The sequence below is a fragment of the Synechococcus sp. BO 8801 genome (assembly GCF_002252675.1).
Lineage (GTDB): Bacteria > Cyanobacteriota > Cyanobacteriia > PCC-6307 > Cyanobiaceae > Cyanobium.
This window is the reverse complement of the sequence record NZ_NQKY01000001.1, coordinates 268,609-292,636: the sequence shown is the minus strand read 5'-3', so window position 1 is coordinate 292,636 and position 24,028 is coordinate 268,609. Positions and strand designations below refer to the sequence as shown.

The window sequence follows — 24,028 nt, the reverse complement described above, 5'->3', positions numbered from 1 at the left end:
AACACGTTCACGAGCACAGGAATCAACGATACCAGGATTGGTCTTTCGAACACTTTTTATCTGGCGTTCTGCAGCAACCAAGCAGAAGAATTGTCAAGGTTGGTGATCACAACGCTGGATGGTGATCACAAGCCAGCTCGAAAGCCTCTCCCAGCCTCTCGCCATCACTCCGCCTCCAGGCTGCCGCGCACCATGGCCATGCCGCAGTGGAACGGGTAGGAGCCCGGCCGCTCGGGAAGCAGTTCAATGCTGGTGGTGGCCCCCAGGGGCAGGTCGAGGCTGCGCTGGAAGTCCGGGAAAATCACCTGGGCCACGCAGCCGCTGGGATCGGTGCGGTGAAACAGCAACCGCACCGGCCGGCCCGCCTTCACCCGGACGCGGGCCGGGGCGTAACCGCCCTGCACCGTGATGGTGATCTCCTGCATCCCCTGCTCCCCTTCGCCGGCTGCGACGCCGGCGCCATGGGGGCCGAGGAACCACCAGAGCTCCGCCGCGATCAGGGCCAGCCCGGCCGCCGCCACCAGCACCTGCAGGGCCAGCGGCTGGGGGATCGTGCGCCACAGCGGCGCGACCTCGTGGGGCGTCATGTCCCGGCCCCCGACGGACGCAGGCGGGGCCGGAAGCGACGCAGCCGCAGGGCATTGCTCACCACCGACACCGAACTGAAGGCCATGGCGGCTCCCGCCAGCATCGGGTTCAGCAGCCAGCCCGTGAGCGGGAACAGCAACCCGGCGGCGATCGGGATCCCCGCCACGTTGTAGGCGAAGGCGAAGAACAGGTTCTGGCGGATGGTGGCCATGGTGCGGCGGCTGAGCTCGATCGCCGCCGGCACGCCACCCAGATGGCCCGAGAGCACGGTGATGTCACTGGCGGCGATGGCCACATCGGTGCCCGTGCCCATGGCGATGCCCACATCGGCCCGGGCCAGGGCCGGGGCGTCGTTGATGCCGTCCCCCACCATCGCCACCGGGCCCTGCCCCTGCTCCTGCAGTTGCTGCACCACCGCCGCCTTGTCGCCGGGGCGCACCTCGGCGATCACCCGCACGATGCCCACATCGGCCGCCACCACCTCGCTGGTGCGGCGGGCATCGCCGCTGAGCAGCACCACCTCCAGCCCCAGCCGCCGCAGGGCGGCGACGGCGGCATGGGCCTCGGGCTTGATCGGATCGGCGATGCCGAAGCAGGCCTCGATCCGCCCCTCCACGGCCACGGCGGCCACGCTGCGGGCGGCCCGCTCCAGCCGCGCCACCACCGGATCCAGGGTGGTGGTGTCCAGGCCCGAACTCCGCAGCCAGCGGGGGCTGCCCACCCGCACCTCCTGGCCGGCCACGCTGGCCAGCACACCGGACCCGGTCATGGCCTCGAAGCTCTGGAGCGGGGGAAGGTCACCGTCGCCGCAGCGGCTGGAGGCGTAGGCCACGATCGCCTCCGCCAGGGGATGCTCCGAGCGCGACTCCACGGCTGCCACCAAGGCCAGGAGCGTGCCGACCGGCATCCGGCCGCCATGGAGGCGCTCGAAATCGGTCACCTCCGGCTGGCCCATGGTGAGGGTGCCGGTCTTGTCGAGCACGATGGTGCGCAACCCACCGGCCGTTTCCAGCGCCTCGGCGCTGCGGAAGATCAGGCCGTTCTCGGCCCCCTTGCCGGAGGCCACCATGATCGCCGTGGGGGTGGCCAGACCGAGGGCGCAGGGGCAGGCGATCACCAGCACGCTGACGAGAAACAGCGTTGCCAGCACCAGGTTGCCGCTGACCAGGAACCACAGCACGAAGGTGGCGATGGCGATGGCGATGACCACCGGCACGAACCAGCCCACCACCTGATCTGCCAGGCGCTGCACCCGGGTGCGGGAGCTCTGGGCCTGGCGCACCAGCGCGACGATGCGGGCCAGCGTCGTGTCGTCGCCGACGCGGGTGACGCGGAAGGTGAAGCTGCCGCTGCGGTTCATCGCCGCGCCGATCACCCCGTCCCCGGGTCCCTTGGCCACCGGTGTCGGCTCGCCGGTGAGCATCGATTCCTCCACCCAGGAGCTGCCCTCCACCACCACGCCGTCGAGGGGCAGCTTCTCCCCGGGCCGCACCTGGACCAGGTCGCCCACCGCCACCGTGGCCACGGGGACATCCGTGGCGATCCCCTCCCGCAGCACCCGAGCCGTGGGGGGCTGGAGCTGGAGCAGCCGCCGGATCGCCTCGGAGGTCTGGCCGCGGGCCCTGGCCTCAAGCAGCCGGCCCAGCAGCACCAGGGTGAGGATCACCGCGGCGGTTTCGTAGTAGACGTCGGCCGGCAGACCTTCGGCGGTGAGCACCTCCGGGGCCACCGTGGCCACCAGGGAGGCCAGCCAGGCGATACCGGTGCCGGCGGCCACCAGGGTGTTCATATCGGCGCTGTGGCGGCGCAGGGACGACCAGGCACCGCTGAAGAACTCCCGCCCGCACCAGAACAGCACCGGGGAACTCAGCAGCAGCTGGGTCCAGGGGCTGGTGAACCAGGCCGGCAGCCAATCCAGGTGCATCCCCAACATGTGGGGCAGCGTGGCCACCATCACCAGCAGGGTGAGCACGGCCGCCACCGACACACGGCGGCGCAGCACGGTGAGCTCCCGCGCCAGCTCCCTCTCCATCCCCGTCGGGGCGCTGGCCGCCGGTTCGGCGGCGCAGCAGGGCGAGCCCAGGGTGGTGATGCTCATCGCGGGCGGACCGTGACCGGGAGCTTGGGCTTCACCGTATGGGCTCCCCTGGGCTGGAGAGTCAAGCCCCGCCCCTAGGCTGAATTCGTGCTCACCCGCCACGACTGGAGTCGCCTGGAGACGCAGGCCCGGACCCAGCTGCAGGGGCTCTGCCTGGCTGAGAAGCTCGCCATGGTCGATGGGGACACGCCGTTCTGGGGTGGCCTGGCGGCCATCGCCCTCCACGACGCCTCCCACCGCCGCCCCTGGCCGGCCGGGGTGGTGGAGCGCCTGGGCATCGGCGGGCTGCACTTCGTCGATGGCCCCCGCGGGGTGGTGCTGGAGGGCGGTGCCACCACCTTCCCGGCCCCCATCGGCCGCGGGGCCAGCTGGGACGTCGATCTGGAGGAGAGGATCGGCGAGGCCATGGGGGCGGAGGCGCGCAGTTTCGGGGCCAACCTGTTCGGCGGAATCTGCGTGAATCTGCTGCGCCATCCGGGCTGGGGCCGGGCCCAGGAGACCTACGGAGAGGACCCGGTGCACGTGGGCGCCATGGGGGCCGCGGCGACCCGCGGCGTGCAGCGCCATGCCATCGCCTGCCTCAAGCATTTCGCCCTCAACTCGATCGACAGCGCCCGCTTCCGCGTCGATGTGACGGCCAGTGAACGGGTGCTGCAGGAGCTCTACCTGCCCCAGTTCCGCGACGGCGTGGAGGCCGGCGCCCTGGCGGTGATGAGCGCCTACAACAGCGTCAACGGGGCCTGGTGCGGCCAGCATCCCCACCTGCTGCGGGAGATCCTCAAGGACCGCTGGGGCTTCCGCGGCTTCGTGCTCACCGACTTCATCTTCGGCCTCCGCGACGGCGTGGCGGCCATCCAGGCCGGCCAGGACCTGGAGATGCCCTTCCGGATGATCTTCGCGGCCACGCTGCCAGAGGCGGTGGCGGCGGGCCGGGTGCCGGAGGCGTTGATTGATGCTGCGGTGCTGCGGATGCTCCTGGCCCAGGCCACGGTGCCCGCCGGCGCCTATCCGGTGACGCTGCGGGGCTGCCGCGCCCACCGGCAGCTGGCGCGGGACGCCGCCGCCGGCTCGATCGTGCTGCTCCGGAACGTCGGCGACGTGCTGCCCCTGAACGGCATCGGCTCGCTGGCGGTGATCGGCCCGCTGGCGGACACCGCCAACCTGGGGGACCGGGGGTCCTCCGACACCCGGCCGGCACCGGGGTCGGTGGTGACGCCCCTGGCCGGACTGCGGGCGGCAGCGCCGGACCTGCGCCTGCACCACGACGACGGCAGCGATCCGGCCGGGGCGGCGGCCCTGGCGGCCCGCTGTGAGGCGGCCCTGGTGGTGGTGGGCCTGGACTGGCGCCACGAGGGGGAACACATCCACCCGGGCGATCTGGCGCCGATCCTGTGCCAGGCGCCGCCCCCCGACTGGCTGCTGCGCCTCTGCGGCCGCCGCCGGCTGCTACCGCTATGGACGGCGGTGGCGGCGATGGTCGCCGGGGTGACGCGCTTCGGTTCGGCCCGGGCCGGCGGCTCCTTCGCCTCCGGCGATCGCACGGTGCTGCAGCTGCCGCCATCGCAGGAGGCCCTGATCCTGGCGGTCGCCGCCGCCAACCCGCGCACGGTGGTGGTGCTGATGGGCGGCGGGGCGATCCTGTGCGAAGCGTGGCGGCAGCGGGTGCCCGGCCTGCTGCTGCTCTGGTACCCCGGCGAGCAGGGGGGCGCGGCCCTCGCCGACGTGCTGCTGGGACGGATCTCCCCGTCGGGGCGGATGCCCTTTTCGGTGCCCACCGAGGCCAGCCACCTGCCGCCGTTCGATCCCCGGGCCCGGCAGATCACCTACGACCTCTGGCACGGTTACCGGCGGCTGGCCCGCAGCGGGCGGCCGGCGGCCTTCCCCTTCGGCTTCGGGCTCTCCTACAGCCGCTTCCGCCACACCGACCCGGCGGTGGCGTGGCTCCCCACCCCGTCAGGGGCCGAGGCGGCGGTGGAGCTGGCCGTCACGGTGACGAACACCGGCACCGTGGAGGCCGCCGAGGTGGTGCAGGTCTATGTCGAGCCGCCCGGGAAGGCCGTGGAGCGGCCGCAGCGCACCCTGGTGGGCTTCGCTCGGGTGAGCCTGGGGCCCGGCCGGAGCCAGCGGCTGCGGATCCGGATTCCGCTGCGCCGCCTCGCCTGGTTCGACGAGACCCGCGACGGCTTCGTCCTGGAGGGCGGCCGCCACCGGCTGCTGGTGGCCCGCCATGCCGAGGACGGCGGGATCGGCGTGGACCTCGACCTGGAGAGCGGAGTGGTGGGGCCCTGAGGGAACCCTCAGCCCTCGCCGGAGCGGAGATTCAGGGCCTGGAGGGCGCGCTCCACCCGCAGGTGGGTGTAGCGCTGCAGCCAGAGGCAGGGAACGTTGAACAGGGTCGCGAACACCAGGTTGATCAGCACCCCGGCCGGCGGCAGCCACAGGGCCGTGACGATCCAGAACGGCCAGAGCGCCAGATGCACCAGCTCGGCCCGACGGGTTTCCGCCAGCAGGCGCTGCAGGGTGGGGCGATCCCTGCCCACCAGGCTGTTCTTGGCCACCCCCCCGGGGAAGGCGGTGCCGGCATCGGGCAGCAGGGATTTCCAGCGGCGGATGGCGAGCCGTTGCTCGAAGCCGCTGCGGCTCTCCGGCCAGGGGCGCCGTCCCGTCAGCCAGCTGTCGTGATCCAGCGCCTGCGGGGGCAGCCGGTGGGCCAGCCAACCGACCAGCAGCGACCACAGCAGCCAGCCCAGGGCGCAGGCCAGGGCCGCTAGCGCGTCGGAAACCGCCTGCCCTTCCATTCGATCGTGCCCCGCTCGAGATTCAGGATCGCCAGAACGAACACCCCCAGAAAGAAGAGCACGGGAATCGGAAAGATCAGGCAGATCCAGCCGAAGTCGCCGATCCGGCGGGTGACCACCAGCAGCTGTACGGCGAAAGCGACGTAGAGCAGCAGGTTGGGCAGCACGGCCGTGTCCCCCACCATCGGCCAGCCCAGCAGGGAGGCGGGCAGGCACCAGGCCGCCCAGAACAGGCCGGAGATCCACAGGATCACGCCGAGCATCCAGAGCCAGCGAACCTCCCCGGCGGCGGTGGCGAAGTTCTTGGCGAAGCCCACCACCATGTCCTGGAAGCCCCCGGGATACATGCGGTAGTCGAGCAGCCCCTGGCCGATGTAGGCGCTCACCGGCAGACCCGCCTGCTCATAAAGGTGGCCCAGGAACCAGTCCTCCACCACCTTGCCGGCGACCGCCGCATGGCCGCCGATGCGGTCGTAATCGCTGCGGCTGGTGGCCATGGCCGGCCCGAAGGCCACCCCGCAGCCCCGGCCCATCGGCACCGCCATCAGCCCCACGAGGTTGAACAGCACCGAGAGCAGCTCGTAGGGCTTCTCGGTGCGGTGGAAGGGCTGCACCGAAACGAGGCCGCCCAGCTCCTGCTGGGTCGCCACGAGGCGCTGCAGGAACTCGGGATGGGGTTCGGTGTCGGCGTCGAGGAACAGCAGGGTTTCCCCCCGGCTGGCGCGGACGCCGTGGTGGAGGGCCCAGGTCTTGCCGCACCACCCCTCGGCCAGCGGCGGCGGCCGCATCACCGTGACGCCGGCGGCGGCGGCGATGGCGCCGGTGCGGTCATCGGAGTGGTCGTCGATCACGATCACCTCCTGGGGTGTGAGGCTCTGGAGGCGCAGGGCGGCGAGCAGTTTCGGCAGGGTGTGCTCCTCGTTGCGGGCTGGGATCAGCACCGACACCGTCGGCTGGCCCTGGACCCTGGAGGCGGGAAGCCGGGGCATGCGCAGGCACAGGGCCCAGCCGAGCAGCCAGCGCACCAGCAGCGAGATGGCCAACAGATCCACGGTCGGCACCCCTCTTGTCTCTCCAAGCTAGGGACGTAGCAGCTCGTGAATAAGCGGTTCCAGGGCGGCCGGGTGGGTCATCAGCTGGTGGTGGTATCTCACCGGCAGGCAGCGGCCCGGGCCGAGCGGCAGCACGGCACGCCAGGCCGGCATCACCATCAGATCCGGATGGCAGTAGAAGCTGCAGCACTCCACGGGCTCCAGGGTGGCCAGCTGGGTGTTGAGCCGCACCAGCAGGGGGCTGCCCGTCTTCAGGTCGGCGATGCCGGCCAGCGGCCAGCTGGGCCAGGGACCGGCGGTGAGGGTGCCCTGCTGGGGGCTACCCACGCTGATCAGCCGCCGCGTGCGCCGGTGGCCGCCCCGCAGCTGGATCCAGGTCCGGGCGATCACCCCGCCCATTGAAAAGCCCAGCAGATCGATGGGCTGCTCCGCCCCGAAGGCTGATTCGATATGGAGGCCGAGCAGGTCGGCCTGCTCCTCGATCGGCGTGAGCCCGAAGCGGTGGGGCAGATGGGGAATCAGCAGCGGGCCGCGACGCCCCGCCAGCAGGCGCTGCAGGGGATCGAACAGACGGGGGGTGTCCCACATCCCGTGGATCAGCACCAGCGGAGGGGGATCGGCCGCGGGGCCCGGGCCGCCTACCAGACCAGTTCCGGCAGCTCCCGGAACACCTTGCGCACCCCCACGCTCCACTCGGCGCTGAGGTCCTTGAAGTAGGCGTCCCCCTCACTGAAGCGGCGGCGGTGGAGGATCTCGAAGCGGTCCTTCTCGTAGACGAGCAGGTCGATGGGCATCCCCACCGACAGGTTGCTGCGCATGGTCGAGTCGAAGGAGACCAGCACGCACTTGGAGGCCTCCGCCAGCGTCGTGTCGGTATGGATGACACGGTCGATGATCGGCTTGCCGTACTTCGCCTCCCCCGTCTGCAGGAAGGGCGTGTCCTCGCCGGCCTCGATGAAGTTGCCCTCCGCGTACATGCGGAACAGCCGCGGCGCCTCACCCCTGATCTGGCCGCCCACCAGGAAAGAGGCATTGAAGCTGGAGCCGGAGGCCTTCAGATAGGGGCCGTCGCGCTGCTCGATCGCCCGCACCGCATCCGATACCAGGACCATCACATCGAACATCGTCCGGGCCGTCCAGACCGAGGGCTCGCCGTCGCCGGCCTCGGCCTGCTGGCGCAGCAGACCGATCACCGCCTGGGTCCCGGCCAGGCTGCCGGAACTGAGCAGGACGAGCACGCGGTCGCCGCGCCGCTCGAAGACGGTCATCTTGCAGAAACTGGCGAAATCATCCAGCCCCGCATTGGTGCGGGAATCGGAGGCGAACACCATGCCGCTCTCCAGCAGCACCGCCACGCAGTAGGTCATGCCGTCCACACCTGGAACGACACCAGCTCCGACGGGCCGAAGCTGGTGGTGAGGGCGACGTCGGCCGCATCACGGCCCCGGGCCATCAGGATCCGGCCGATGCGGGGGGTGTTGTTGCGCGGGTCGAAGACGTGCCAGCCGTCGCCGAGGTAGGCCTCGAACCAGGCATGGAAGTCCATGGCCGTGTGGGGCGGCGGCACCTCGATATCGCTCAGGTAACCGGTGCAGTATCGCGCCGGGATGTTCATGCAACGGCACAGGGCGATCGCCAGGTGGGCGAAGTCACGGCACACCCCCTCACGGCTCTCGAAGGTCTGGAGGGCCGATTTCGTCGGGCTGGAGCGGTTGTAGTCGAAGCGCACGTGCTGGTGGACGAAGTCGCAGATCGCCTGCACCCGCCCCCAGCCGCCGGGGGTCGCCTCGAACCGGGACCAGGCGAGGGGCGCGAGCAGGTCGGACTCGCAGAAGCGGCTGGCCAGCAGAAACAGCAGGGTGTCTTCGGGCAGGTCCTCCACCGGCTGCTGCTCCAGAGCGGGCAGCACCGGGTCGGGACGACCGGAATCGGCCACAACCCCATGGCCATGCAGCCGCAGCGGGCCGGCCGGTGCCACCAGGCGCTGGCAGAGGTTGCCGAAGGAGTCCACATACGGATGCAGCGTCACCGGGGGCTCCACCTGAAGCAGATCCGGCTCCCGAAGATCGGCGGCCCGGCTCTCGTGCACGCCCAGGGTCACGATCAGGGGCGTCGGGGCTGGGAAGCGCAGCACCACGTCGAAGCCCACCGCGATCTCGATCGGCGGGGTCGGCGGGGTCGGCGGCGGCGGGGCGGTAGGCGGTCTGTCCATGGGTCACCCTACGGAGGCCGGACCGTCCGGAAGCGGCGGTAACCCCTCCGCCAGGGCGGCCTCCAGCACCCCGGCCAGTCGCTGCGCCCAGGCCCGCCGGCCTGCCTCGGTGGCCAGCAGGTCCTGGCGCACCTCCAGCTCCACATGGGGAATCCGGCGTCCCTCCCCATGCACCACCAGGGTGTGGTCGCTGGCGTCGCTGACGGCATAGGGCTGGTTGTCCCCCACCCGCAGGCCCCGCTCGCGCTGGAGCCCCTGGCGCACCCGGCTTGCCAGGCGGGCATCACGGCCATGCAGCACCCCCACGTGCCAGGGACGCACCTCGTCGTCCAGCACCGGCGTGAAGCTGTGCAGGGTGACCAGGACGCTCGCTCGCGCCTGGGCCTGCCGCGCCTCCAGCTCGGCGGCGATGCGGCGGTGGTAGGGATGGAAGAGCTCCTCCAGCCGTCGCTGACGCCCGGCCACGCCGATGGTCACGTTGGCGGCGATGGCGCTCTGCTCGCAGTGGCTGACGATCGAATCCGGCGCCCGGGGCGGCCGGTTGGCGTCGATCACCAGCCGGGAATAGTTGTGCAGGATCAGAAAGGCGTCGAGCCGCGCCGCCAGCAGCAGGCCCAGCCCGTCCACGCCCAGATCCCAGGCCCCGTGGCTGGCGCGCTGCCGGTCGCTCAGGCCCAGATCTCCCAGGCACCGGGGAATGGCGCGGCCGCCGTGGTCGGCCGTGAGCAGCACCGCCGACCGCCCGGCGGGGTTGACGATCCGGAAGACCGGAGGATCTTCGGACCCCAGGAGGCGTTCGGACTGCAACGTGACGGCCTCGGGCCAGGGATCCTTGCCCCCACCAGCCTGGCGTGGCCGGCACGGGAGCGGGGAGCCCCCGATCACTGGGAATAGATCAGGGCGCTGTAGGGGCCGATGCTGCAGGTGCTGTGGCAGGGGAGTCCGTCCCAGTCGCCGGGAACAGCTTCCACATCACCGCTGGGATGGCCGGCGAAGCTGTCGCTGTAGCCCTGCCAGTCACTGTTGAAGCGCAGCTTCCACGCCCCTGCGGCAGGCAGACCCACGCGGCAGTCGTCCAGGGGCTGGTGGGAGAAGTTGGCGATCACCACCACGTCATCACCGGGACCGCCCCGGTTCCAGCGGTGAAAGGCCAGCACCCGGCGCTCGCCATTGAGGTGAAAGACGTGCGTGAACTGGCCGCAGAGGCCCTGGGTCACCCCCTCGCAGCTTCGTCGCAGCCGGATCAGATCCCGATACAGACGGACGATGCCGTGAAACTCCTGCCGCTGATCCCAGTCGACGGGAACCGAATCGCGGAACCAGCCGCCCTCGAGAAACTCCTGCCCCTGGAAGAGCATCGGAATGCCCGGTGACGTGAACACCAGGGCCGCGGCCAGGGTGGAGCGCTTCTGGGCATACCAGCCGGTGGGATCCCCCGGGTTGACATCCTGGGGAAGGCGGGCCTGTCCATTGGCCACGTCATCATGGGATTCGCTGTAGATGACGCGCTCGAAAGCATCGTCGTTGTAGCGGTGGAGGATCGCGTCCCGGATGCTCTCCAGGCCGCGGTCTTCATCCATGGCCGTGATGACGGCCCGGCGGATCGGCTGGACGAAATGGGGATCCCACTGGGATCCGAAGCCTGCGCCACCGGCCCCGACATCCTTGGTGATCCAGGCATTGCTGCGCATGTCTTCCGCGATGGTGATCCGGCCGGGAAAATCCCGGGCCACCGTGTCGTTGATGGCCTGCAGGAGGCTCCAGCCATCCGGAATCTCCTCCGATCCAGCATCGCCGATGCAGTGGATGAAGCCGGTGCTGTCGAAGCGAAGGCCATCGAGGTGGTAATCCTCGAACCACATGCGCACGTTGTCGAGGATGTACTGACGAACCTCGCCGCGTCCGTAGTCGGGCCGGGTGTCCCCCCAGGGTGTGTGCGCGCGATGGTCATTGTAGAAATAAATGCCACCCTTGCCGTTCTGCGACCAACCATCGAATTGCCAGAGATCGAGATCACTCGGACCGAAGTGATTGAACACCACATCCAGGATCACCGCGATACCGGCTTGATGGGCATTCTGGATGAAGCGCTTGAACCCCAGGGAGCCGCCGTAGCCGGAGTCAACGGCAAAGATCTGGGAAGGGTTGTAGCCCCATGAGCGGTTACCGGCGAACTGCCCGACTGGCATGATCTCGAGGGCATTGATTCCCAGTCGCTTCAGATGCTCCAGCCGCGCCGTGACGGACGTGAACTGACCCGGCTGGCTGAGCGCAGCATCATTGAACGTGCCGACATGCAGTTCATAGAGGACCAGTTCATTCCATGGCGGGCTGCTGAACGCCCCCTCCTCCCAGTCAAAGGCGGGATCATGAACGATCGAATCTCCTGCCGAGTGGGTGACTTCACGGGCATAGGGATCAATGCGCCTGATCGCACCCCATTCGGTGGACAGGAGGTAGCTGTAGTGGTCGCCGATCCTGGCGCTGTCAACGAAGGCATACCAGTACCCCCGCGGCTCTGATTGCATCGGATGGGCGCTGGCGTCCCAGTCGTTAAAGGTGCCCACGAGGGAGACCCCACTGGCGTGTGGTGCCCAGACCCGGAACGCCACGCCATCCGAACAGGGACGAGCTCCCATACCCTGTTGCACCAACGGTTGTGCCATGGTTCAGGTCCCGCTGAGATCACTCTTTCACAGGACGACCGCGTCTGTAGTGCACCATCAGGCTGCTGATCTGCAGCACCTGAGAAAGACGGAATGCAAGCGTCATGGCAGGAGGAATGGCGAGCAGATTTAGCTGAGGCATTGAAGCCTTAAGGATGCAGATGATTGCTGCAGACTGCATCAGGAGCATCATCGTTCGTGACCAGCCGGTCTTCTCTGCCAGCACTCATCTGCTGGTTTCTTCCGGCGTTCCGGCAGGCGATGGTGGGCAGCATTCGACACGCGGAACCCGCAGGAATCCCTAGGTTGGAGAGGCAGCTTCCAGGGGTACGAGGAGGACAGACATCGACACCATCCCTCGGGATTGTCCCTGACGATCTGCACAGCATCGAGACCCATCACCAAAGGAACCATGACCAACAAGAACGACGCCGCCGCCAAGGATGCCGAAGGCAGACTTGAATCAGCACTGGGTGATCTGACCGGCGACACCGGCCACCAGATCAAGGGCAAGGCCAAACAGGTCCAGGCCTCGGCCATGAATGTCGCCGAGGATCTCAAGGAGGGCGCCAAGGCGGTGGCCAGGAAAGTCAGTGATGCCGCCGCCAAACTGGCCGACGACAAGGGCTGAGCGGTCCCGGGCGGGGCGGCCCCGCCTAGACTCTCCCTCAGGATGGAGAGTTGGAACCATGCAGGCCATCGGCATGAAGGCCGGCATGAAGGCCGGCATGAAGATCGGCCTGCTGGCCCGCCGCAGCGGCATGACCGTCAAGACCCTGCGGTACTACGAGGATCTGGGACTGCTGCCGGCGATCGGCCGCAGCGAGGGCGGCTACCGCCTGTTCGCCGAGGAGAGCCTGCGGCGGCTGGAGTTCATTCGCCGCCTCAAGACCCTGGGGCTCAGCCTGGAGGAGATCCAGGGCTGTCTGGCGGTTCACGACGCCGGTGAACTGCCCTGCGGCGACATCCAGAGGCAGCTGGAACGCCAGATCGAACGGATCGATGGCCAGATCCAGGAGCTGCGCCAGCTCAGGACGGAACTGCTGGGATTGCTGGCCGGCTGGCAGAGCCATCCGCCCAAGGACAGCGACGTGATCTGCCCGAACCTTCGCGTCTGAGAGCCGGGGGCGGCGCCGTCCGCCCGCTGGCCAGTAATGCCCTGGGTCGGAGTCGCTTCAGCGCCCCGTTCCCTGCCCATGCTGAAGGCAGGACCCAGACATGGAAACGCGCCGATGGACCCTACCCGCACCCCATCCCGCCGCACCCAGCCGGCGGCCCGCCGCGCCGCCGCCGCTGGACTCGGTGCGTTGATCCTGGCCCTGGGGGCTCCGGCGTTCTCCGCCCCCCCGGCCACGCTCGCTCCTCCGTCAGGCGGACCCTGGCAGGGGGCCCGACCGTCGATGGATCAGCGCTTCATCGTGATGATGATCCCCCACCATGACGGCGCCATCGCCATGGCGGACCTGGCCCTGAGCCGGGCGAAGCGGCCGGAGATCAGGGCTCTGGCCGTCAATATCAAGGCCAGCCAGACCCAGGAGAACGCCCAGATGCGGACCTGGTACCGCGCCTGGTTCGGCGGCTCCGTGCCGGCATGGGGCGGAGCGATGGGCCATGGCGGGGGCATGGGCCATGGCGGAGGCATGGGAATGATGGGCATGGGGGGCACGGGCACCGATATCGCCTGGCTGAAGAACGCCCCTGACTTCGATCGCGCCTTCATCCAACAGATGATTCCCCACCACCGCATGGGCGTGATGATGGCCTCGATGGCCCAGACCGGCAGCCAGCATCCCCAGTTGCAGGCCCTGCAGCAGGCGATGGTGAAGGTCCAGAGCGAGGAGATCGAGCAGATGGCCGGCTGGTACCGGAGCTGGTACGGGACGCCCTGAACCCGCGAGGCCCCATCCATGGATCCGTTCTTCATCCTCGACTCCACGAAATCCTTCGAGGAGGCCTGCGCCTCCCTGCAGCAGGCGGTGCCGGACCACGGCTTCGGTGTGCTCGCCGTGCATGACCTGGGCCAGACGCTGCGCAGCAAAGGCCTGGCCTTCCCTGAGGAATGCCGCATCTTCGAGGTCTGCAATCCCCTGCAGGCCGCTGCGGTGCTCACCACCACGATGGCGCTCAACATGGCCCTGCCCTGCCGGATTTCGGTGTACACCGAAGCCGGCCTGACCCGCATCGGCATGCTCCGCCCAGGGGTGATGCTGGCGGGCCTCTCGGCCGATCCTTCCCTGGCAGCGGTCGCCGCTGAGGTGGAAGCCTCCACCCGGGCGATCATCGCGGCGGCCGCGGCATGACGCCGGCCCGGAAGAAGGGGCGTGCCGGCACCTTGACTCTCCTGCCGGGGGGAGACCATACGGTTGGGACTCCCCCTGCGTTCCCATGCCCCACCGCCGCCTTCCCGCCGCCGCACTCGGGATCCTCGGCGCCCTGGCGCTGACCCATCCCGCCCTGGCGCAGGAGCCGGGCGGCAGCACCCCGGGCGCCATGGACCACGACCATCACCAGCATCAGCACCATCACGCCGCGCCGACCAGCGCCCCTCCGGCCGGAGCCGCCTCGGCCCACGCCGGCCATGCCCACGACGTGGGCCCCGCCGGTGCCACCTACGACCTGCGCTTCATCGACGGGATGGTGCAGCACCACACCGGTGCCCTGCGGATGAGCGAGTTCGTCTTCGGCATCGGGTCGCCCGGGGTGGGAGCCCTGGGCAAGACGATCTGGCGTGATCAGGCCAGCGAGATCCGGGCCATGGGGCTGTGGCGCAAGGCCTGGTATCCCCAGGCTCCCGTGTATCCGGTGGCCCTGGCCAAAGGCGGCGATCCCAACAGCCTCAGTGGCCTCACCCGCATGAGCCAGGCCCAGATCGACGGGATGCGGATGATGGGCGAGCCACCCACCCCGGACAACCGCGTCGTCTGGTTCCTGGAGGGGATGCTCCATCACCACGGCGGGGCGCTGATCATGGCCCACGACGCCCTGGCCAAGAGCACCAATCCCACCATCCGGCGCTTCGCCAGGGGCGTGATCGTGGCCCAACGCGCCGAGATCATCCAGCTGCGGCGGATGCTGGCGACCGAAGGACTGCGCAAGCCGGAGTACGGCCGCTACGACGCTCTGTTCGCCCTCTGAGGCTCAGAGCTGCTGCAGCCAGCCCAGCAGCCAGCGGCGCTGCTGCGGGGCCAGGGCCCTGAAGCGCTCCCGGGCGGCGGCGGCCTCCCCCCCGTGCCAGAGGATCGCCTCCTCGAGGCTGCGGGCCCGGCCGTCGTGGAGGAACCCCACCGACCCATTCACCCGCTGGGCCAGGCCCAGGCCCCAGAGGGGAGCCGTGCGCCATTCCCGCCCCGGCGCCCCCTTCTCGGCCACCCCGTCGTCGAGGCCGACGCCCATGTCATGGAGCAGCAGATCGGTGTAGGGCCAGAAGGTCTGGCCGTTGATCACCCCGGCCACCGCTGCCGCTGAACGGCCGGTGGCCAGCTGCGGCACGTGGCAGCGGGCGCACTGCAGGCTGTCGAACAGCTCCCGGCCCCGCCGCACCACCGGGCTTGTGGCCGGCAGGGCGGTGCGCGGCGCCCCCAGGGTCTGGCTGTAGAAGGTGATCAGATCCAGCTCGCGCCGGCCGATGTCCCCCGGGCTGGTCAGCCCCATGTCATTCAGGAGGGCCGCTGCGGTCTGCTCCTGAAGCGACGGGGAGATCGCCTTCCAGCCGAAGCGTCCCAGCCGTTGCTTCCCCCCTGGTTCCTCCAGCCAGTGGGGTCGGCCCGAGATCCCGTCACCGTCGCGGTCGTCAGGATCGGCGTGCTCCAGGATCGCCGCCTCCGGCACCGCCTCCAGCAGGCCCAGGCCGATAAGGGGCGGCGCCACCCGCAGGGAGCGGGCCACCGACCGCTCGGAAAGATCAACGGAAGGGTCCGCCTGCAGCTGGACCAGCGGCCGGCGCAGGCGATTCCGTTCCTGCCAGGCCACCGTCACGGCCGCATCCGGCCGGGCCCCGAGCACGGCACGGTCCCGCACCTGGCGGCCGAGCTCCGGCACCGGCTGCCCGTCCCGCAGCGCCACCCGCACAAGGGATTCCCCCATCAGCGGGCGGCCGCGGCCGTTGCGCACATGGCAGGCGACGCAGGAGGCGGCATTGAAGCGGGGCCCCAGACCCGCCCCGGGGGGCCCCTCCAGGGGCACATGGGTGCGATCGAAGAGCACATCAGCCGCCTGGTGGCGCTCCCGTTCGGCGGGGGTGAGGCCGGCGGCCGGCTGCTCGAAGGAGGCCGAGGTGCGGTTGGCCACCGTCATCGCTCCGGCGGCCTGCCGGGGATCGGCGGCCCCCCACACCTGCCGCAGGCCGAACCCGAGCACCACGGCCAGGGCGAGCGCGGCCAGCAGAACCCGTCGCAGAGCCCGGGCGGAACGGGCCATCAGGAGAGCAGGGGCACCGAGCGCTCCACCAGCGCCGCGGTGCTGTGCAGCTGGCCGATCAGGTCCTCCATCGCCCGGCGGGAGGCCGGATCATCCAGGTGGTCGTTGACCGGGTCCGGCAGGGCCCGGGCCAGATCCACGGCCCGGGCGGTCTGGGTGTCGATCCGCTGGGCCAGGTCGGCGTCCCGCCGGCGGATCAAGTCCAGCAGGCCGGTGCTCATCAGCACGCGGCGGGCCCCTTCCACGTTGGCCAGCAGATCCGAGCGGGTGTTGCCGCTGTCTGCACTTTCCAGCGTATGGGGATCCCGGGTTTTCAGCGGCTGGCCGAGCTTCTCGTCGCCCTCCTCCTGGAGCAGCCCGATCACCCCCTGCAGCATCTCCTGCACCGCCGTGCCCGCGTCGGCGGGGGCACTGATCCGGGCACCGAAGCCCCCGGGCCCCGACCAGCTGGCCCGCAGCCCCTCGGCCTGGCGGTGCAGATCCCCGGCCGCCAGGCGCAGGTAGGCCAGATCGTTGGGGCCGAGCTGGGCGGCACTGGGCGGTGTGCCGCTGCGGCCTCCCCAAAGCACCCATTCGATGCCGTGGAAGCCCTTGGCGGTGTCGCTGAGGGCGGCGAAGCTGGCGGCCGTGAACGGGCCGCCGGCCAGGGCCGTGGCCAGGTCCCGGCGGTTCACCGGCCAGTCGTCCATCGCCCCGTCGAAGCCCTGGGTTTCCGCCGGACCGAAGGCCCAGCTCTCACTGGTCTCCCAGGTGCGGCGCGCCGAGCGCCAGGCCTGGCGGGCCACCTCGAGATGGGGCTCCGACGGCTGGTCCGAGAGGCGCCCGATCGCCTCCTGAAGGGCCGCCGTCTGCGTCACCAGCGCGTCGGCATTGGGCTGCACCACCGTCGCGACGAACGACTCGACCACCGCCTGCGGGGTCGGCGCCTCGGCGCGGCTCTGGATCGCGCATCCGCTCACAGCCAGGCCCAGCCACAGGGGCAGGCCCAGGGCCAGGACTCGGCGGCGGCGGGTCGCACGGGTCGATGGGGTCAGGTGGCTCGCTCGGGTCACGATCAGGCCGCAGGCGTGTTCCGGCACTGTCCACCGGCCGGCCCTGACGCGACCGGCGACGGGGCACCCGCGGGCGTCACCGATGGCACCGTCGGCTGTCCTTTTCGAGGCGGACCCCCCTGGCGGGGCCCTGCACACTCGGCAGCACCCGGCCCCGTTCGTCCATGGCACGCCCCCGCACCAGGCTCGCCCTGTTTCTGGCGGCCACCGGGCTGGTCGCCGGAATGGCGGCGGGCTGCGGCACGGGCCCGGACGGCGACGCAACCGGTCCCGCGCGCCAGGCGTTGCGCTGATAACAATTATCGTTCTCGGCGTTGACCCAGAGAATTGCCCCAGCGGCTGCCCCCTCCGGCGCCTCCGTTCCGCTCCTTCGTCCACGAAGTCTCCCATCCATGACCGTTCCCCTGCGTCGCCTGCTTCCCCTCGCCACCGCCGGCCTGCTGGCCCCCCTCGGGGCCAACGCCGGCGAGCTGAACCTGGAGGGCGTCAACCGCTACGCCAGGTCCGCGGCGGGGCAGAGCCAGGAGCAGGTCACCAGCATCAACCAGTTCTCCGACGTCAAGCCCACCGACTGGGCCTTCCAGGCCCTCTCGAACCTGATCGAGCGCTACGGCTGCGTCGCCGGCTACCCGAACGGCACCTACAAAGGCGGCCAGGCCATGACCCGCTATGAAGCGGCGGCCCTGCTGAACGCCTGCCTCGACCGGATCACCGAGGTGACCGACGAGCTGAAGCGCCTGATGGCCGAGTTCGAGAAGGAACTCGCCGTGCTGCGCGGCCGGGTGGATGGCCTGGAGGCCAAGGTGGGTGAGCTCGAGGCCACCCAGTTCTCCACCACCACCAAGCTGAGCGGCCAGGCCACCTTCGTGATCGGTGCCAATGCCTTTTCGGGCAGCGACACCGCCAACGTCGATGCCGCCCGGGCCGCCGTGGGGGCCACCACCTTCAGCTACGACATCCAGCTGAGCTTCGACACCAGCTTCACGGGCAAGGACCTGCTGCGCACGATCCTGCGGGCCGGCAACTTCGCCGATTCCGCCTTCGGCGGCGCCGGCCCCACCGGTGGGCTCTCCACCCTGGAGACGGCGTTCCAGGAGGACTGCGGCATCGGCGTCGACTGCGGCGACGTGGTGGCGATCGACAAGATCTTCTACCAGTTCCCGATCGGCAGCCAGTTCACCGCCACCTTCGGCGGCCGGGTGGGCCAGGAGGACATGCTCGCCCTCTGGCCGAGCGCCTACCCCTCCGACACGATCCTCAACCTGTTCACCCTCAACGGCGCCCCGGCGGCCTACAACAAGAACCTCGGTCCGGGGGCCGGCCTCTGGTGGCAGCAGGGCGGCTTCAGCATCAGCGCCAACTACGTGGCCGCCAACGGTGATGTGGGGGATCCCAACATCGGCGGCATCGGCACCGTGGCCTCGGCCGGCACCGGCACGGTGCAGATCGGCTACGCCAAGGAGCAGTGGGGCCTGGCGGCGATCTACTCCCGCATCCAGTCGGGGGTGGGGGTGCCGGGCACCACCCCCTTCACCGGCCTCGCCTTTGAGGCCAACCCCAACAGCCGCACCGATGCCTTCGGCGTCAGCGGCTACTGGCAGCCGGCCAACTCCGGCTGGATTCCCTCCATCAGCGCCGGCTGGGGCATCAACGGCACCAGCTACGACACCGCCCAGGCTCCCGGCGCCCTGCGCACCAGCCAGTCGTGGATGGTGGGCCTGCAGTGGGACGACGCCTTCGTCAAAGGCAACGCCCTCGGCATGGCGGTGGGCCAGCCCATCTTCGCCACGGCTCTGGCCGATGGTCAGACGCCCCAGGACGGCAATTTCGCCTGGGAGTGGTGGTACAAGTGGCAGGTCACCGACAACATCAGCGTGACGCCGGCCCTCTTCTATCTGAGCCGGCCCCTGGGGCAGGACACCACCCCCGGCACAACGTTCCGGCAGCTGGGCGGACTGGTGAAGACCACCTTCCGCTTCTGATTCCGGCCCGCGGGAACGGATGATGAGGGTGACCTGGATGGCCTGGCCACCATGGATCTCACGCCGTTCCTGGGCAGCCTGGAGGGCAACACCTTCGATGCGGTGCTGCTTTCAGTGGCTTCCGGCGGAAAGGTGGCGATCGCCATGAAGGGCCGCTTCCTGCTGCGGGCCCTGTGCGAGAGCATCAGCGACCGCAGCCTGATCGGCTGCGCCATCACCCACGAGCAGGGCTGCCTCGACTATCTGCAGCGGCAGCCCTACGACCTGCTGCTCTGCACCGACCACCTGGAGAGCGGCAACGGCTTCGATCTCACCCGCCGGGCCAAAGAGCTCTATCCCGACCTCAAGGTGGTGATGCTGGCCCTCGGTGATGTGATTCCGGCGGAGTACGAGCACGCCCCCTGGCTGGAGGCCGTGGTGGCCGAGGCCGACATCGTCGATGACCAGCGGCCCCTGCAGGCCGCCGTGATCGCCGTGATGGGACACCACTCCTACCGCAGCCCCTCCCTGCGCTCCGGCAAGCTGCCCTACCTCAGCTGTCCGCGGCTGACGCCGCGGGAGTACGAGGTGCTCGACCTGCTGGCCAGCGGCCTCAGCGACCGGGAGATCGCCCAGAAGCTGGTGGTGAGCGACGCCACCGCCCGCACCTACACCAAGCGCCTGCTCCAGACCCTGGGCGTCAACAACCGCCTGCAGGCCGTGCTCAAGGGGGTGCGCTGCGGGATGGTGCAGCTAGGTTGAATTCACGCATTCACATGACTCCATGGCCACCTCCGTTCGTCTGGACCCTGCAACAGAGGCCCGGCTGGATCGGCTGGCCTCCGAAACGGGGCGAACCAAGGCCTTCTATCTGCGGGAGCTGATCGAGCAGGGCCTGGACGACCTGGAGGATGCCTACCTCGGAGCCGCAGCCGTGGAACGGATGCGCCTGGGACAGGAAAGGACCTACAGCCTCGACGAGGTGGTGAAAGAACTTGGCCTGGACACTTCGGATCTCTGAAACGGCCAGGCGCCAGCTCAAGAAGCTGGATCGCTCGACCGCGCAGAACCTTTTGCGGTCCATGAACCGGCTCCTGCAGGAGACCGAGGATCCGCGTCAGAGAGGCAAGGCCCTGACGGCAAACTTGTCCGTTCTATGGCGCTACCGGGTCGGCGACCACCGGGTGATCTGCCTGATCGAAGATGCGCAGCTTGTCGTGCTGGTGGTCGGAGTCAGCCACCGGAGCGAGGCCTACCGATAACCCAGCCCGCTGCTGCAAAGCGGCGTTTGGCTGGGGTCTCCTGCGGTGGTTGGGATGGGTCGCCTGAGATTCGAACTCAGGACCAGTCGGTTAAAAGCCGAATGCTCTACCGCTGAGCTAGCGACCCGTCGCTGGGGAAGCTATCACCCGGCGGTGACCCTCTCCAAGCCCACCGGTCGCCGCACCCTGACCCCCCTTCGAGGCCACGCGCCATGACCAGCCCTGACCCCTGGCCCAGCCGCTGGGACGCCCCCCGCATCGACGCCGCCGCCTGGGTGGCCCCGTCGGCGGTGGTGATCGGCGATGTGGAGCTGGCGGCGGGGGCCAGCCTCTGGCCCACCGCCGTGGCCCGGGGGGATGTCTGCGCGATCGTTGTGGGGGAGGGCAGCAACGTGCAGGACGGCGCCGTGCTGCACGGGGATCCGGGCCAGCCGGTGACCATCGGCGCCGATGTGACCATCGGCCACCGGGCCGTGGTCCATGGCGCCACGCTGGAGGACGGCTGCCTGATCGGCATCGGCGCCATCGTGCTCAACGGCGTCACGGTGGGGGCCGGGGCCCTGGTGGCGGCCGGCGCGGTGGTCACCCGGGATGTGCCCGCCGGCGCCCTGGTGATGGGGGCTCCGGCGGTGGTGAAACGCCAGCTGGATCCCGCCGCGATCGAGGCCCAGCGCCAGCATGCGCATCGTTATCGCCAGCTGGCGGAGGTTCACGCTGGACTCCGTTAGGATCCCGCCAACGTTTTCCCCTCCCCCGCCATGGACCTCCGGCTGCTGCTCGTCGCTGCTCCGATCCTCCTGGCCGTGGGTTGGGCCGCCTTCAACATCGGCCGCGCCGCCGTGGGTCAGCTGCAACTGATGCTCAAGCGCGCCCGCGCCTGATGGTTGTCGTCATCGGTGCCGGCCTGGCCGGCACCGAAGCCGCCTGGCAGATCGCCGAGGCCGGGATTCCGGTGCGGCTGGTGGAGATGCGGCCCGTGCGCCCCTCCCCGGCCCACCACAGCGGCGATTTTGCCGAACTGGTCTGCAGCAACAGCTTCGGCTCCCTCTCCCCCGACCGGGCCGCCGGCCTGCTGCAGGAGGAGCTCAGGCGACTGGGATCGCTGGTGATCCGCACCGCCGATGTCCATGCGGTGCCCGCCGGCGGCGCCCTGGCCGTCGACCGGGGCCGCTACAGCGCCGCCCTCACGGCCGCCGTCGAGGCCCATCCCCTGGTGACGGTGGAGCGCCGCGAGCAGCTGGCGTTGCCGGACCAGGAGGAGATCTCCGTGCTGGCCACAGGCCCCCTCACCGGCGCCGAGCTGGCCGACGACCTGCTGCGCTTCACCGGCCGGGAGTCCTGCCACTTCTTCGATGCCGCCAGCCCGATCGTGGAAGGCGAAGGCATCGATCTGTCGGTGGCCTTCCGGGCCAGCCGCTACGACAAGGGCGACGCCGACTACATCAACTGCCCCATGGACCGGGAGCAGTACCTCGCCTTCCGCACGGCCCTGCTGGAGGCCGAGAAGGCGGAGCTGAAGGATTTCGAGCAGGAGAGCGCCACCTTCTTCGAGGGCTGCCTGCCGATCGAGGAGCTGGCCCGCCGCGGCGAAGACACCATGCGCTACGGCCCCCTCAAGCCGATCGGTCTCTGGGATCCGCGCTGGGGCGACCTCCACGACCGCGACGTGCGCCGCGCCAAGCGGGCCCACGCGGTGGTGCAGCTGCGCCAGGAGGACAAGGACGGCCAGCTCTGGAACCTCGTCGGCTTCCAGACCAATCTCAAGTGGGGCGAGCAGCAGCGGGTGCTGCGCATGATCCCCGGCCTGGAGAACGCCAGCTTCGTGCGCTTCGGGGTGATGCACCGCAACACCTTCCTGGAGTCTCCCGAGCTGCTGCAGCCCACCCTGCAGTTCCGCCAGCGGCCGACGCTGCTGGCCGCCGGCCAGATCACCGGCACCGAGGGCTACGCCGCCGCGGTGGCGGGCGGCTGGCTGGCCGGCACCAACGCCGTCCGCCTGGTGCGGGGCCTGCCGCCCCTGAGCCTGCCGCCCACCACCATGGCCGGCGCCCTGCTGGGCTTCATCTCGGATGAGGAGCGCAGCCACGGTGCCCGCAAGGGGGGCTTCCAGCCCATGCCCCCCAGCTTCGGCCTGATGCCGGAGCTGCCGGAGCGCATCCGTGACAAACGCCGCCGCTATGGCGCCTACCGCGATCGGGCCCTGGCGGATCTGGCCGCCTGGGACTCGCAGCGCCAGGCCGCAACTTCGGCGGTGGCAATGGCTGCGGGCTGAGCCGGTCCGCCCCCCGGAGCCTGGCCGCTTCCTAGGGTCGGGCCGCTCCCGTTCGCCTGGTTCCGGTGACCGTCACCGTCCCTTCCTCCGCCGCCGCCCCCCTCACCGCGGCCGATGGCCGCCCCTGGGACGTGGTCGTGATCGGCTCAGGGATCGGCGGGCTGGTCACCGCCAGCCAGCTGGCGGCCAAGGGGGCCTCGGTGCTGGTGCTGGAGCGCTACCTGATCCCCGGCGGCAGCGGCGGCAGTTTCCAGCGCGAGGGCTACACCTTCGACGTCGGCGCCTCGATGATCTTCGGCTTCGGCACCCAGGGCCACACCAACCTGCTCACCCGCGCCCTGGCCGACGTGGGCGAGCACTGCGAGACGATCCCCGACCCCGCCCAGCTGGCCTACCACCTGCCCGGCGGCCTGTCGGTGGCGGTCGACCGCGACTACGAGCGCTTCATCGCTGATCTCACCGCCCTGTTTCCCCATGAGGCCAAGGGGATCCGCGCCTTCTACGACACCTGCTGGCAGGTGTTCCGCTGCCTCGATGCGATGCCGCTGCTGTCGCTGGAGGACCCCGCCTACCTGGCCAAGGTGTTCTTCCGCGCGCCCCTGGCCTGCCTGGGGCTGGCCCGCTGGCTGCCGGTGAACGTGGGCGCCGTGGCCCGCGCCCACATCAGCGATCCGGCCCTGCTCAAGTTCATCGACATGGAGTGCTTCTGCTGGTCGGTGATGCCCGCCGATCGCACGCCGATGATCAACGCCGGCATGGTGTTCTCCGATCGCCACGCCGGCGGCATCAACTACCCCAGAGGCGGCGTCGGGGTGATCGCCGAGAAGCTGGTGACGGGCCTGCGCCGGCATGGCGGCGCCATCCACTACCGCTCGCGGGTGGTGAAGGTGCTGCTGGAGGGCGAGGGACCCCAGGCCCGCGCCGTGGGGGTGAAGCTGGCCGGCGGCGAGGAGATCCGCGCCCGGCGGGTCGTGAGCAACGCCACCCGCTGGGACACCTTCGGCTCCCTGGTGGATGAGGCCCACACCCCGGCGGCCGAGCAGACCTGGCGGCGGCGATACAGGCCCTCCTCCTCCTTCCTCTCCCTGCACCTGGGGGTGCGGGCGGAGGCGATCCCCCCCGGCAGCCATGTCCACCACCTGCTGCTGGAGCGCTGGGAGGACATGGAGGCCGAGCAGGGGGTGATCTTCGTCTCGATCCCCACCCTGCTGGATCCCTCCCTGGCCCCGGCCGGCCACCACATCGTGCACACCTTCACCCCCTCGGAGATGGCCCCCTGGCAGGGGCTGGCCCCAGGGGCCTACCGGGCCGCCAAGGAGGCCGCCGCCACCCGGCTGATCCGCCGCCTGGAAGCGATCCTGCCGGGGCTGGAGGGGGCGATCACCCACCGGGAGATCGGCACGCCCCGCAGCCACCGCCGCTTCCTGGGCCGCCACGGCGGCAGCTACGGGCCGGTGCCGGCCCTGCGGCTGCCCGGCCTGCTGCCGATGCCCTTCAACCGCACCGCGATCCCCGATCTTTACTGCGTGGGGGATTCCTGCTTCCCCGGCCAGGGCCTCAATGCGGTGGCCTTCAGCGGCTTCGCCTGCGCCCACCGCATCGGCGCCGACCTGGGCCTCAATCCCTGGAACCTGCCGGCGTGAAGCACCCC

The 24,028-nt window shown here is 70.2% G+C and carries 27 protein-coding genes and 1 tRNA gene; 15 read left to right on the top strand and 13 right to left on the bottom strand.

Translation table 11 applies throughout. From position 1 onward, the window contains the following. Positions 1 to 164: 164 nt before the first annotated feature. Positions 165 to 587 carry a cupredoxin domain-containing protein gene (locus CJZ86_RS01450; RefSeq protein WP_094584173.1) on the bottom strand — a complete coding sequence of 141 codons (423 nt, stop codon included), beginning with the start codon at positions 585 to 587 and terminating at the stop codon, positions 165 to 167. Continuing rightward, positions 584 to 2,686: a copper-translocating P-type ATPase gene (locus CJZ86_RS01445; RefSeq protein WP_094584172.1), complete on the bottom strand. Its 2,103-nt coding sequence runs from the start codon at positions 2,684 to 2,686 to the stop codon at positions 584 to 586. Before CJZ86_RS01445 ends, CJZ86_RS01450 begins: the two co-directional genes overlap by 4 nt. An 87-nt stretch (positions 2,687 to 2,773) precedes the next feature. On the opposite strand from CJZ86_RS01445, the gene CJZ86_RS01440 reads away from it, so the two are divergent. Further along, entirely contained in the window at positions 2,774 to 4,975 is a 2,202-nt protein-coding gene (locus tag CJZ86_RS01440) for a beta-glucosidase family protein (RefSeq protein WP_094584171.1), read from the top strand. A gap of 8 nt (positions 4,976 to 4,983) precedes the next feature. Here the strand turns inward: CJZ86_RS01440 and CJZ86_RS01435 are convergent, their stop codons facing one another. The 8 genes from CJZ86_RS01435 to CJZ86_RS16415 all read right to left on the bottom strand — a co-directional run bounded on the left by CJZ86_RS01435 (position 4,984) and on the right by CJZ86_RS16415 (position 11,640). Then, the gene (locus tag CJZ86_RS01435) at positions 4,984 to 5,484 is read right to left on the bottom strand and encodes a glycosyl-4,4'-diaponeurosporenoate acyltransferase CrtO family protein (protein ID WP_094584170.1); all 501 of its coding nucleotides are present in this window, start codon (positions 5,482 to 5,484) and stop codon (positions 4,984 to 4,986) included. Continuing rightward, a complete protein-coding gene (locus CJZ86_RS01430) occupies positions 5,454 to 6,536 on the bottom strand; it encodes a glycosyltransferase family 2 protein (protein ID WP_094584217.1) in 1,083 nt (360 codons plus the stop codon). Before CJZ86_RS01430 ends, CJZ86_RS01435 begins: the two co-directional genes overlap by 31 nt. 27 nt (positions 6,537 to 6,563) lie before the next feature. Beyond that, positions 6,564 to 7,181 carry an esterase/lipase family protein gene (locus CJZ86_RS01425; RefSeq protein ID WP_094584215.1) on the bottom strand — a complete coding sequence of 206 codons (618 nt, stop codon included), beginning with the start codon at positions 7,179 to 7,181 and terminating at the stop codon, positions 6,564 to 6,566. Further along, positions 7,175 to 7,903: a proteasome-type protease gene (locus tag CJZ86_RS01420; protein ID WP_094584216.1), complete on the bottom strand. Its 729-nt coding sequence runs from the start codon at positions 7,901 to 7,903 to the stop codon at positions 7,175 to 7,177. Before CJZ86_RS01420 ends, CJZ86_RS01425 begins: the two co-directional genes overlap by 7 nt. Then, positions 7,900 to 8,748 carry a transglutaminase-like domain-containing protein gene (locus CJZ86_RS01415; RefSeq protein WP_198960045.1) on the bottom strand — a complete coding sequence of 283 codons (849 nt, stop codon included), beginning with the start codon at positions 8,746 to 8,748 and terminating at the stop codon, positions 7,900 to 7,902. The genes CJZ86_RS01420 and CJZ86_RS01415 overlap by 4 nt, the downstream gene beginning before the upstream one ends. 3 nt (positions 8,749 to 8,751) lie before the next feature. Beyond that, positions 8,752 to 9,555, bottom strand: a complete 804-nt coding sequence (locus tag CJZ86_RS01410) for an N-formylglutamate amidohydrolase (RefSeq protein ID WP_094584169.1) — start codon at positions 9,553 to 9,555, stop codon at positions 8,752 to 8,754. 74 nt (positions 9,556 to 9,629) lie between these two features. After that, positions 9,630 to 11,387: an alpha-amylase family glycosyl hydrolase gene (locus CJZ86_RS01405; protein ID WP_094584168.1), complete on the bottom strand. Its 1,758-nt coding sequence runs from the start codon at positions 11,385 to 11,387 to the stop codon at positions 9,630 to 9,632. Positions 11,388 to 11,433: 46 nt separating this feature from the next. Further along, positions 11,434 to 11,640, bottom strand: coding sequence for a hypothetical protein (locus CJZ86_RS16415; RefSeq protein ID WP_143594003.1), 207 nt, complete (start codon positions 11,638 to 11,640; stop codon positions 11,434 to 11,436). 186 nt (positions 11,641 to 11,826) lie between these two features. Here CJZ86_RS16415 and CJZ86_RS01400 point away from each other — a divergent pair, with 186 nt between their 5' ends. The 5 genes from CJZ86_RS01400 to CJZ86_RS01380 all read left to right on the top strand — a co-directional run bounded on the left by CJZ86_RS01400 (position 11,827) and on the right by CJZ86_RS01380 (position 14,549). After that, on the top strand, positions 11,827 to 12,045 hold the full coding sequence (locus tag CJZ86_RS01400; protein ID WP_094584167.1) for a CsbD family protein: 219 nt from the start codon (positions 11,827 to 11,829) through the stop codon (positions 12,043 to 12,045). 58 nt (positions 12,046 to 12,103) lie between these two features. Next, positions 12,104 to 12,532, top strand: coding sequence for a heavy metal-responsive transcriptional regulator (locus CJZ86_RS01395; RefSeq protein WP_094584166.1), 429 nt, complete (start codon positions 12,104 to 12,106; stop codon positions 12,530 to 12,532). Positions 12,533 to 12,646: 114 nt separating this feature from the next. Then, a complete protein-coding gene (locus CJZ86_RS01390) occupies positions 12,647 to 13,303 on the top strand; it encodes a DUF305 domain-containing protein (protein ID WP_094584165.1) in 657 nt (218 codons plus the stop codon). An 18-nt stretch (positions 13,304 to 13,321) separates the two neighbouring features. Further along, positions 13,322 to 13,714, top strand: a complete 393-nt coding sequence (locus CJZ86_RS01385; protein WP_094584164.1) for a DUF302 domain-containing protein — start codon at positions 13,322 to 13,324, stop codon at positions 13,712 to 13,714. Between the two features lie 85 nt (positions 13,715 to 13,799). Further along, positions 13,800 to 14,549, top strand: coding sequence for a DUF305 domain-containing protein (locus CJZ86_RS01380; protein WP_094584163.1), 750 nt, complete (start codon positions 13,800 to 13,802; stop codon positions 14,547 to 14,549). Between the two features lie 3 nt (positions 14,550 to 14,552). Here the strand turns inward: CJZ86_RS01380 and CJZ86_RS01375 are convergent, their stop codons facing one another. Together CJZ86_RS01375 and CJZ86_RS01370 are read right to left on the bottom strand one after the other, a co-directional pair. Continuing rightward, positions 14,553 to 15,830: a di-heme oxidoredictase family protein gene (locus CJZ86_RS01375; RefSeq protein WP_094584162.1), complete on the bottom strand. Its 1,278-nt coding sequence runs from the start codon at positions 15,828 to 15,830 to the stop codon at positions 14,553 to 14,555. Next, complete coding sequence (locus CJZ86_RS01370; protein ID WP_158219477.1) at positions 15,830 to 16,882, bottom strand: imelysin family protein; 1,053 nt, start codon at positions 16,880 to 16,882, stop codon at positions 15,830 to 15,832. The genes CJZ86_RS01375 and CJZ86_RS01370 overlap by 1 nt, the downstream gene beginning before the upstream one ends. A 164-nt stretch (positions 16,883 to 17,046) precedes the next feature. Here CJZ86_RS01370 and CJZ86_RS17475 point away from each other — a divergent pair, with 164 nt between their 5' ends. From CJZ86_RS17475 to CJZ86_RS01350, 5 genes are all read left to right on the top strand, one after another. After that, the gene (locus tag CJZ86_RS17475; protein ID WP_286145680.1) at positions 17,047 to 17,175 is read left to right on the top strand and encodes a hypothetical protein; all 129 of its coding nucleotides are present in this window, start codon (positions 17,047 to 17,049) and stop codon (positions 17,173 to 17,175) included. A 99-nt stretch (positions 17,176 to 17,274) separates the two neighbouring features. Beyond that, the gene (locus CJZ86_RS01365; RefSeq protein ID WP_094584160.1) at positions 17,275 to 18,864 is read left to right on the top strand and encodes an iron uptake porin; all 1,590 of its coding nucleotides are present in this window, start codon (positions 17,275 to 17,277) and stop codon (positions 18,862 to 18,864) included. Between the two features lie 51 nt (positions 18,865 to 18,915). Then, positions 18,916 to 19,605 (top strand): response regulator transcription factor, encoded by a 690-nt coding sequence (locus CJZ86_RS01360; RefSeq protein ID WP_094584159.1) that lies wholly within the window; start codon positions 18,916 to 18,918, stop codon positions 19,603 to 19,605. 22 nt (positions 19,606 to 19,627) lie between these two features. Next, entirely contained in the window at positions 19,628 to 19,864 is a 237-nt protein-coding gene (relB, locus tag CJZ86_RS01355) for a type II toxin-antitoxin system RelB family antitoxin (RefSeq protein WP_094584158.1), read from the top strand. Further along, entirely contained in the window at positions 19,839 to 20,105 is a 267-nt protein-coding gene (locus CJZ86_RS01350; protein WP_094584157.1) for a type II toxin-antitoxin system RelE family toxin, read from the top strand. The genes relB and CJZ86_RS01350 overlap by 26 nt, the downstream gene beginning before the upstream one ends. Before the next feature lie 55 nt (positions 20,106 to 20,160). Here CJZ86_RS01350 and CJZ86_RS01345 read toward each other — a convergent pair. After that, positions 20,161 to 20,232 (bottom strand) — tRNA-Lys (locus CJZ86_RS01345). Positions 20,233 to 20,317: 85 nt separating this feature from the next. Here CJZ86_RS01345 and CJZ86_RS01340 point away from each other — a divergent pair. From CJZ86_RS01340 to crtH, 4 genes are all read left to right on the top strand, one after another. Beyond that, a complete protein-coding gene (locus CJZ86_RS01340) occupies positions 20,318 to 20,833 on the top strand; it encodes a gamma carbonic anhydrase family protein (protein ID WP_094584156.1) in 516 nt (171 codons plus the stop codon). Between the two features lie 30 nt (positions 20,834 to 20,863). Beyond that, positions 20,864 to 20,986 (top strand): photosystem II protein Y, encoded by a 123-nt coding sequence (locus CJZ86_RS01335; protein ID WP_015108528.1) that lies wholly within the window; start codon positions 20,864 to 20,866, stop codon positions 20,984 to 20,986. After that, the gene (gene trmFO / locus CJZ86_RS01330) at positions 20,986 to 22,377 is read left to right on the top strand and encodes an FADH(2)-oxidizing methylenetetrahydrofolate--tRNA-(uracil(54)-C(5))-methyltransferase TrmFO (RefSeq protein ID WP_094584155.1); all 1,392 of its coding nucleotides are present in this window, start codon (positions 20,986 to 20,988) and stop codon (positions 22,375 to 22,377) included. Before CJZ86_RS01335 ends, trmFO begins: the two co-directional genes overlap by 1 nt. Positions 22,378 to 22,442: 65 nt before the next feature. Then, complete coding sequence (gene crtH / locus CJZ86_RS01325; protein ID WP_094584154.1) at positions 22,443 to 24,020, top strand: carotenoid isomerase; 1,578 nt, start codon at positions 22,443 to 22,445, stop codon at positions 24,018 to 24,020. Positions 24,021 to 24,028 lie beyond the last annotated feature (8 nt).

Coding starts and splice junctions, on each gene's coding strand:
- CJZ86_RS01450 (WP_094584173.1), bottom strand. CDS start 587: ATGACGCCCCACGAGGTCGCGCCGCTGTGGCGCACGATCCCCCAGCCG.
- CJZ86_RS01445 (WP_094584172.1), bottom strand. CDS start 2,686: ATGAGCATCACCACCCTGGGCTCGCCCTGCTGCGCCGCCGAACCGGCG.
- CJZ86_RS01435 (WP_094584170.1), bottom strand. CDS start 5,484: ATGGAAGGGCAGGCGGTTTCCGACGCGCTAGCGGCCCTGGCCTGCGCC.
- CJZ86_RS01420 (WP_094584216.1), bottom strand. CDS start 7,903: ATGACCTACTGCGTGGCGGTGCTGCTGGAGAGCGGCATGGTGTTCGCC.
- CJZ86_RS01415 (WP_198960045.1), bottom strand. CDS start 8,748: ATGGACAGACCGCCTACCGCCCCGCCGCCGCCGACCCCGCCGACCCCG.
- CJZ86_RS01405 (WP_094584168.1), bottom strand. CDS start 11,387: ATGGGAGCTCGTCCCTGTTCGGATGGCGTGGCGTTCCGGGTCTGGGCA.
- CJZ86_RS01400 (WP_094584167.1), top strand. CDS start 11,827: ATGACCAACAAGAACGACGCCGCCGCCAAGGATGCCGAAGGCAGACTT.
- CJZ86_RS01395 (WP_094584166.1), top strand. CDS start 12,104: ATGCAGGCCATCGGCATGAAGGCCGGCATGAAGGCCGGCATGAAGATC.
- CJZ86_RS01390 (WP_094584165.1), top strand. CDS start 12,647: ATGGACCCTACCCGCACCCCATCCCGCCGCACCCAGCCGGCGGCCCGC.
- CJZ86_RS01385 (WP_094584164.1), top strand. CDS start 13,322: ATGGATCCGTTCTTCATCCTCGACTCCACGAAATCCTTCGAGGAGGCC.
- CJZ86_RS01380 (WP_094584163.1), top strand. CDS start 13,800: ATGCCCCACCGCCGCCTTCCCGCCGCCGCACTCGGGATCCTCGGCGCC.
- CJZ86_RS01375 (WP_094584162.1), bottom strand. CDS start 15,830: ATGGCCCGTTCCGCCCGGGCTCTGCGACGGGTTCTGCTGGCCGCGCTC.
- CJZ86_RS17475 (WP_286145680.1), top strand. CDS start 17,047: ATGGCACGCCCCCGCACCAGGCTCGCCCTGTTTCTGGCGGCCACCGGG.
- CJZ86_RS01365 (WP_094584160.1), top strand. CDS start 17,275: ATGACCGTTCCCCTGCGTCGCCTGCTTCCCCTCGCCACCGCCGGCCTG.
- CJZ86_RS01360 (WP_094584159.1), top strand. CDS start 18,916: ATGGATCTCACGCCGTTCCTGGGCAGCCTGGAGGGCAACACCTTCGAT.
- relB (WP_094584158.1), top strand. CDS start 19,628: ATGGCCACCTCCGTTCGTCTGGACCCTGCAACAGAGGCCCGGCTGGAT.
- CJZ86_RS01340 (WP_094584156.1), top strand. CDS start 20,318: ATGACCAGCCCTGACCCCTGGCCCAGCCGCTGGGACGCCCCCCGCATC.
- CJZ86_RS01335 (WP_015108528.1), top strand. CDS start 20,864: ATGGACCTCCGGCTGCTGCTCGTCGCTGCTCCGATCCTCCTGGCCGTG.
- trmFO (WP_094584155.1), top strand. CDS start 20,986: ATGGTTGTCGTCATCGGTGCCGGCCTGGCCGGCACCGAAGCCGCCTGG.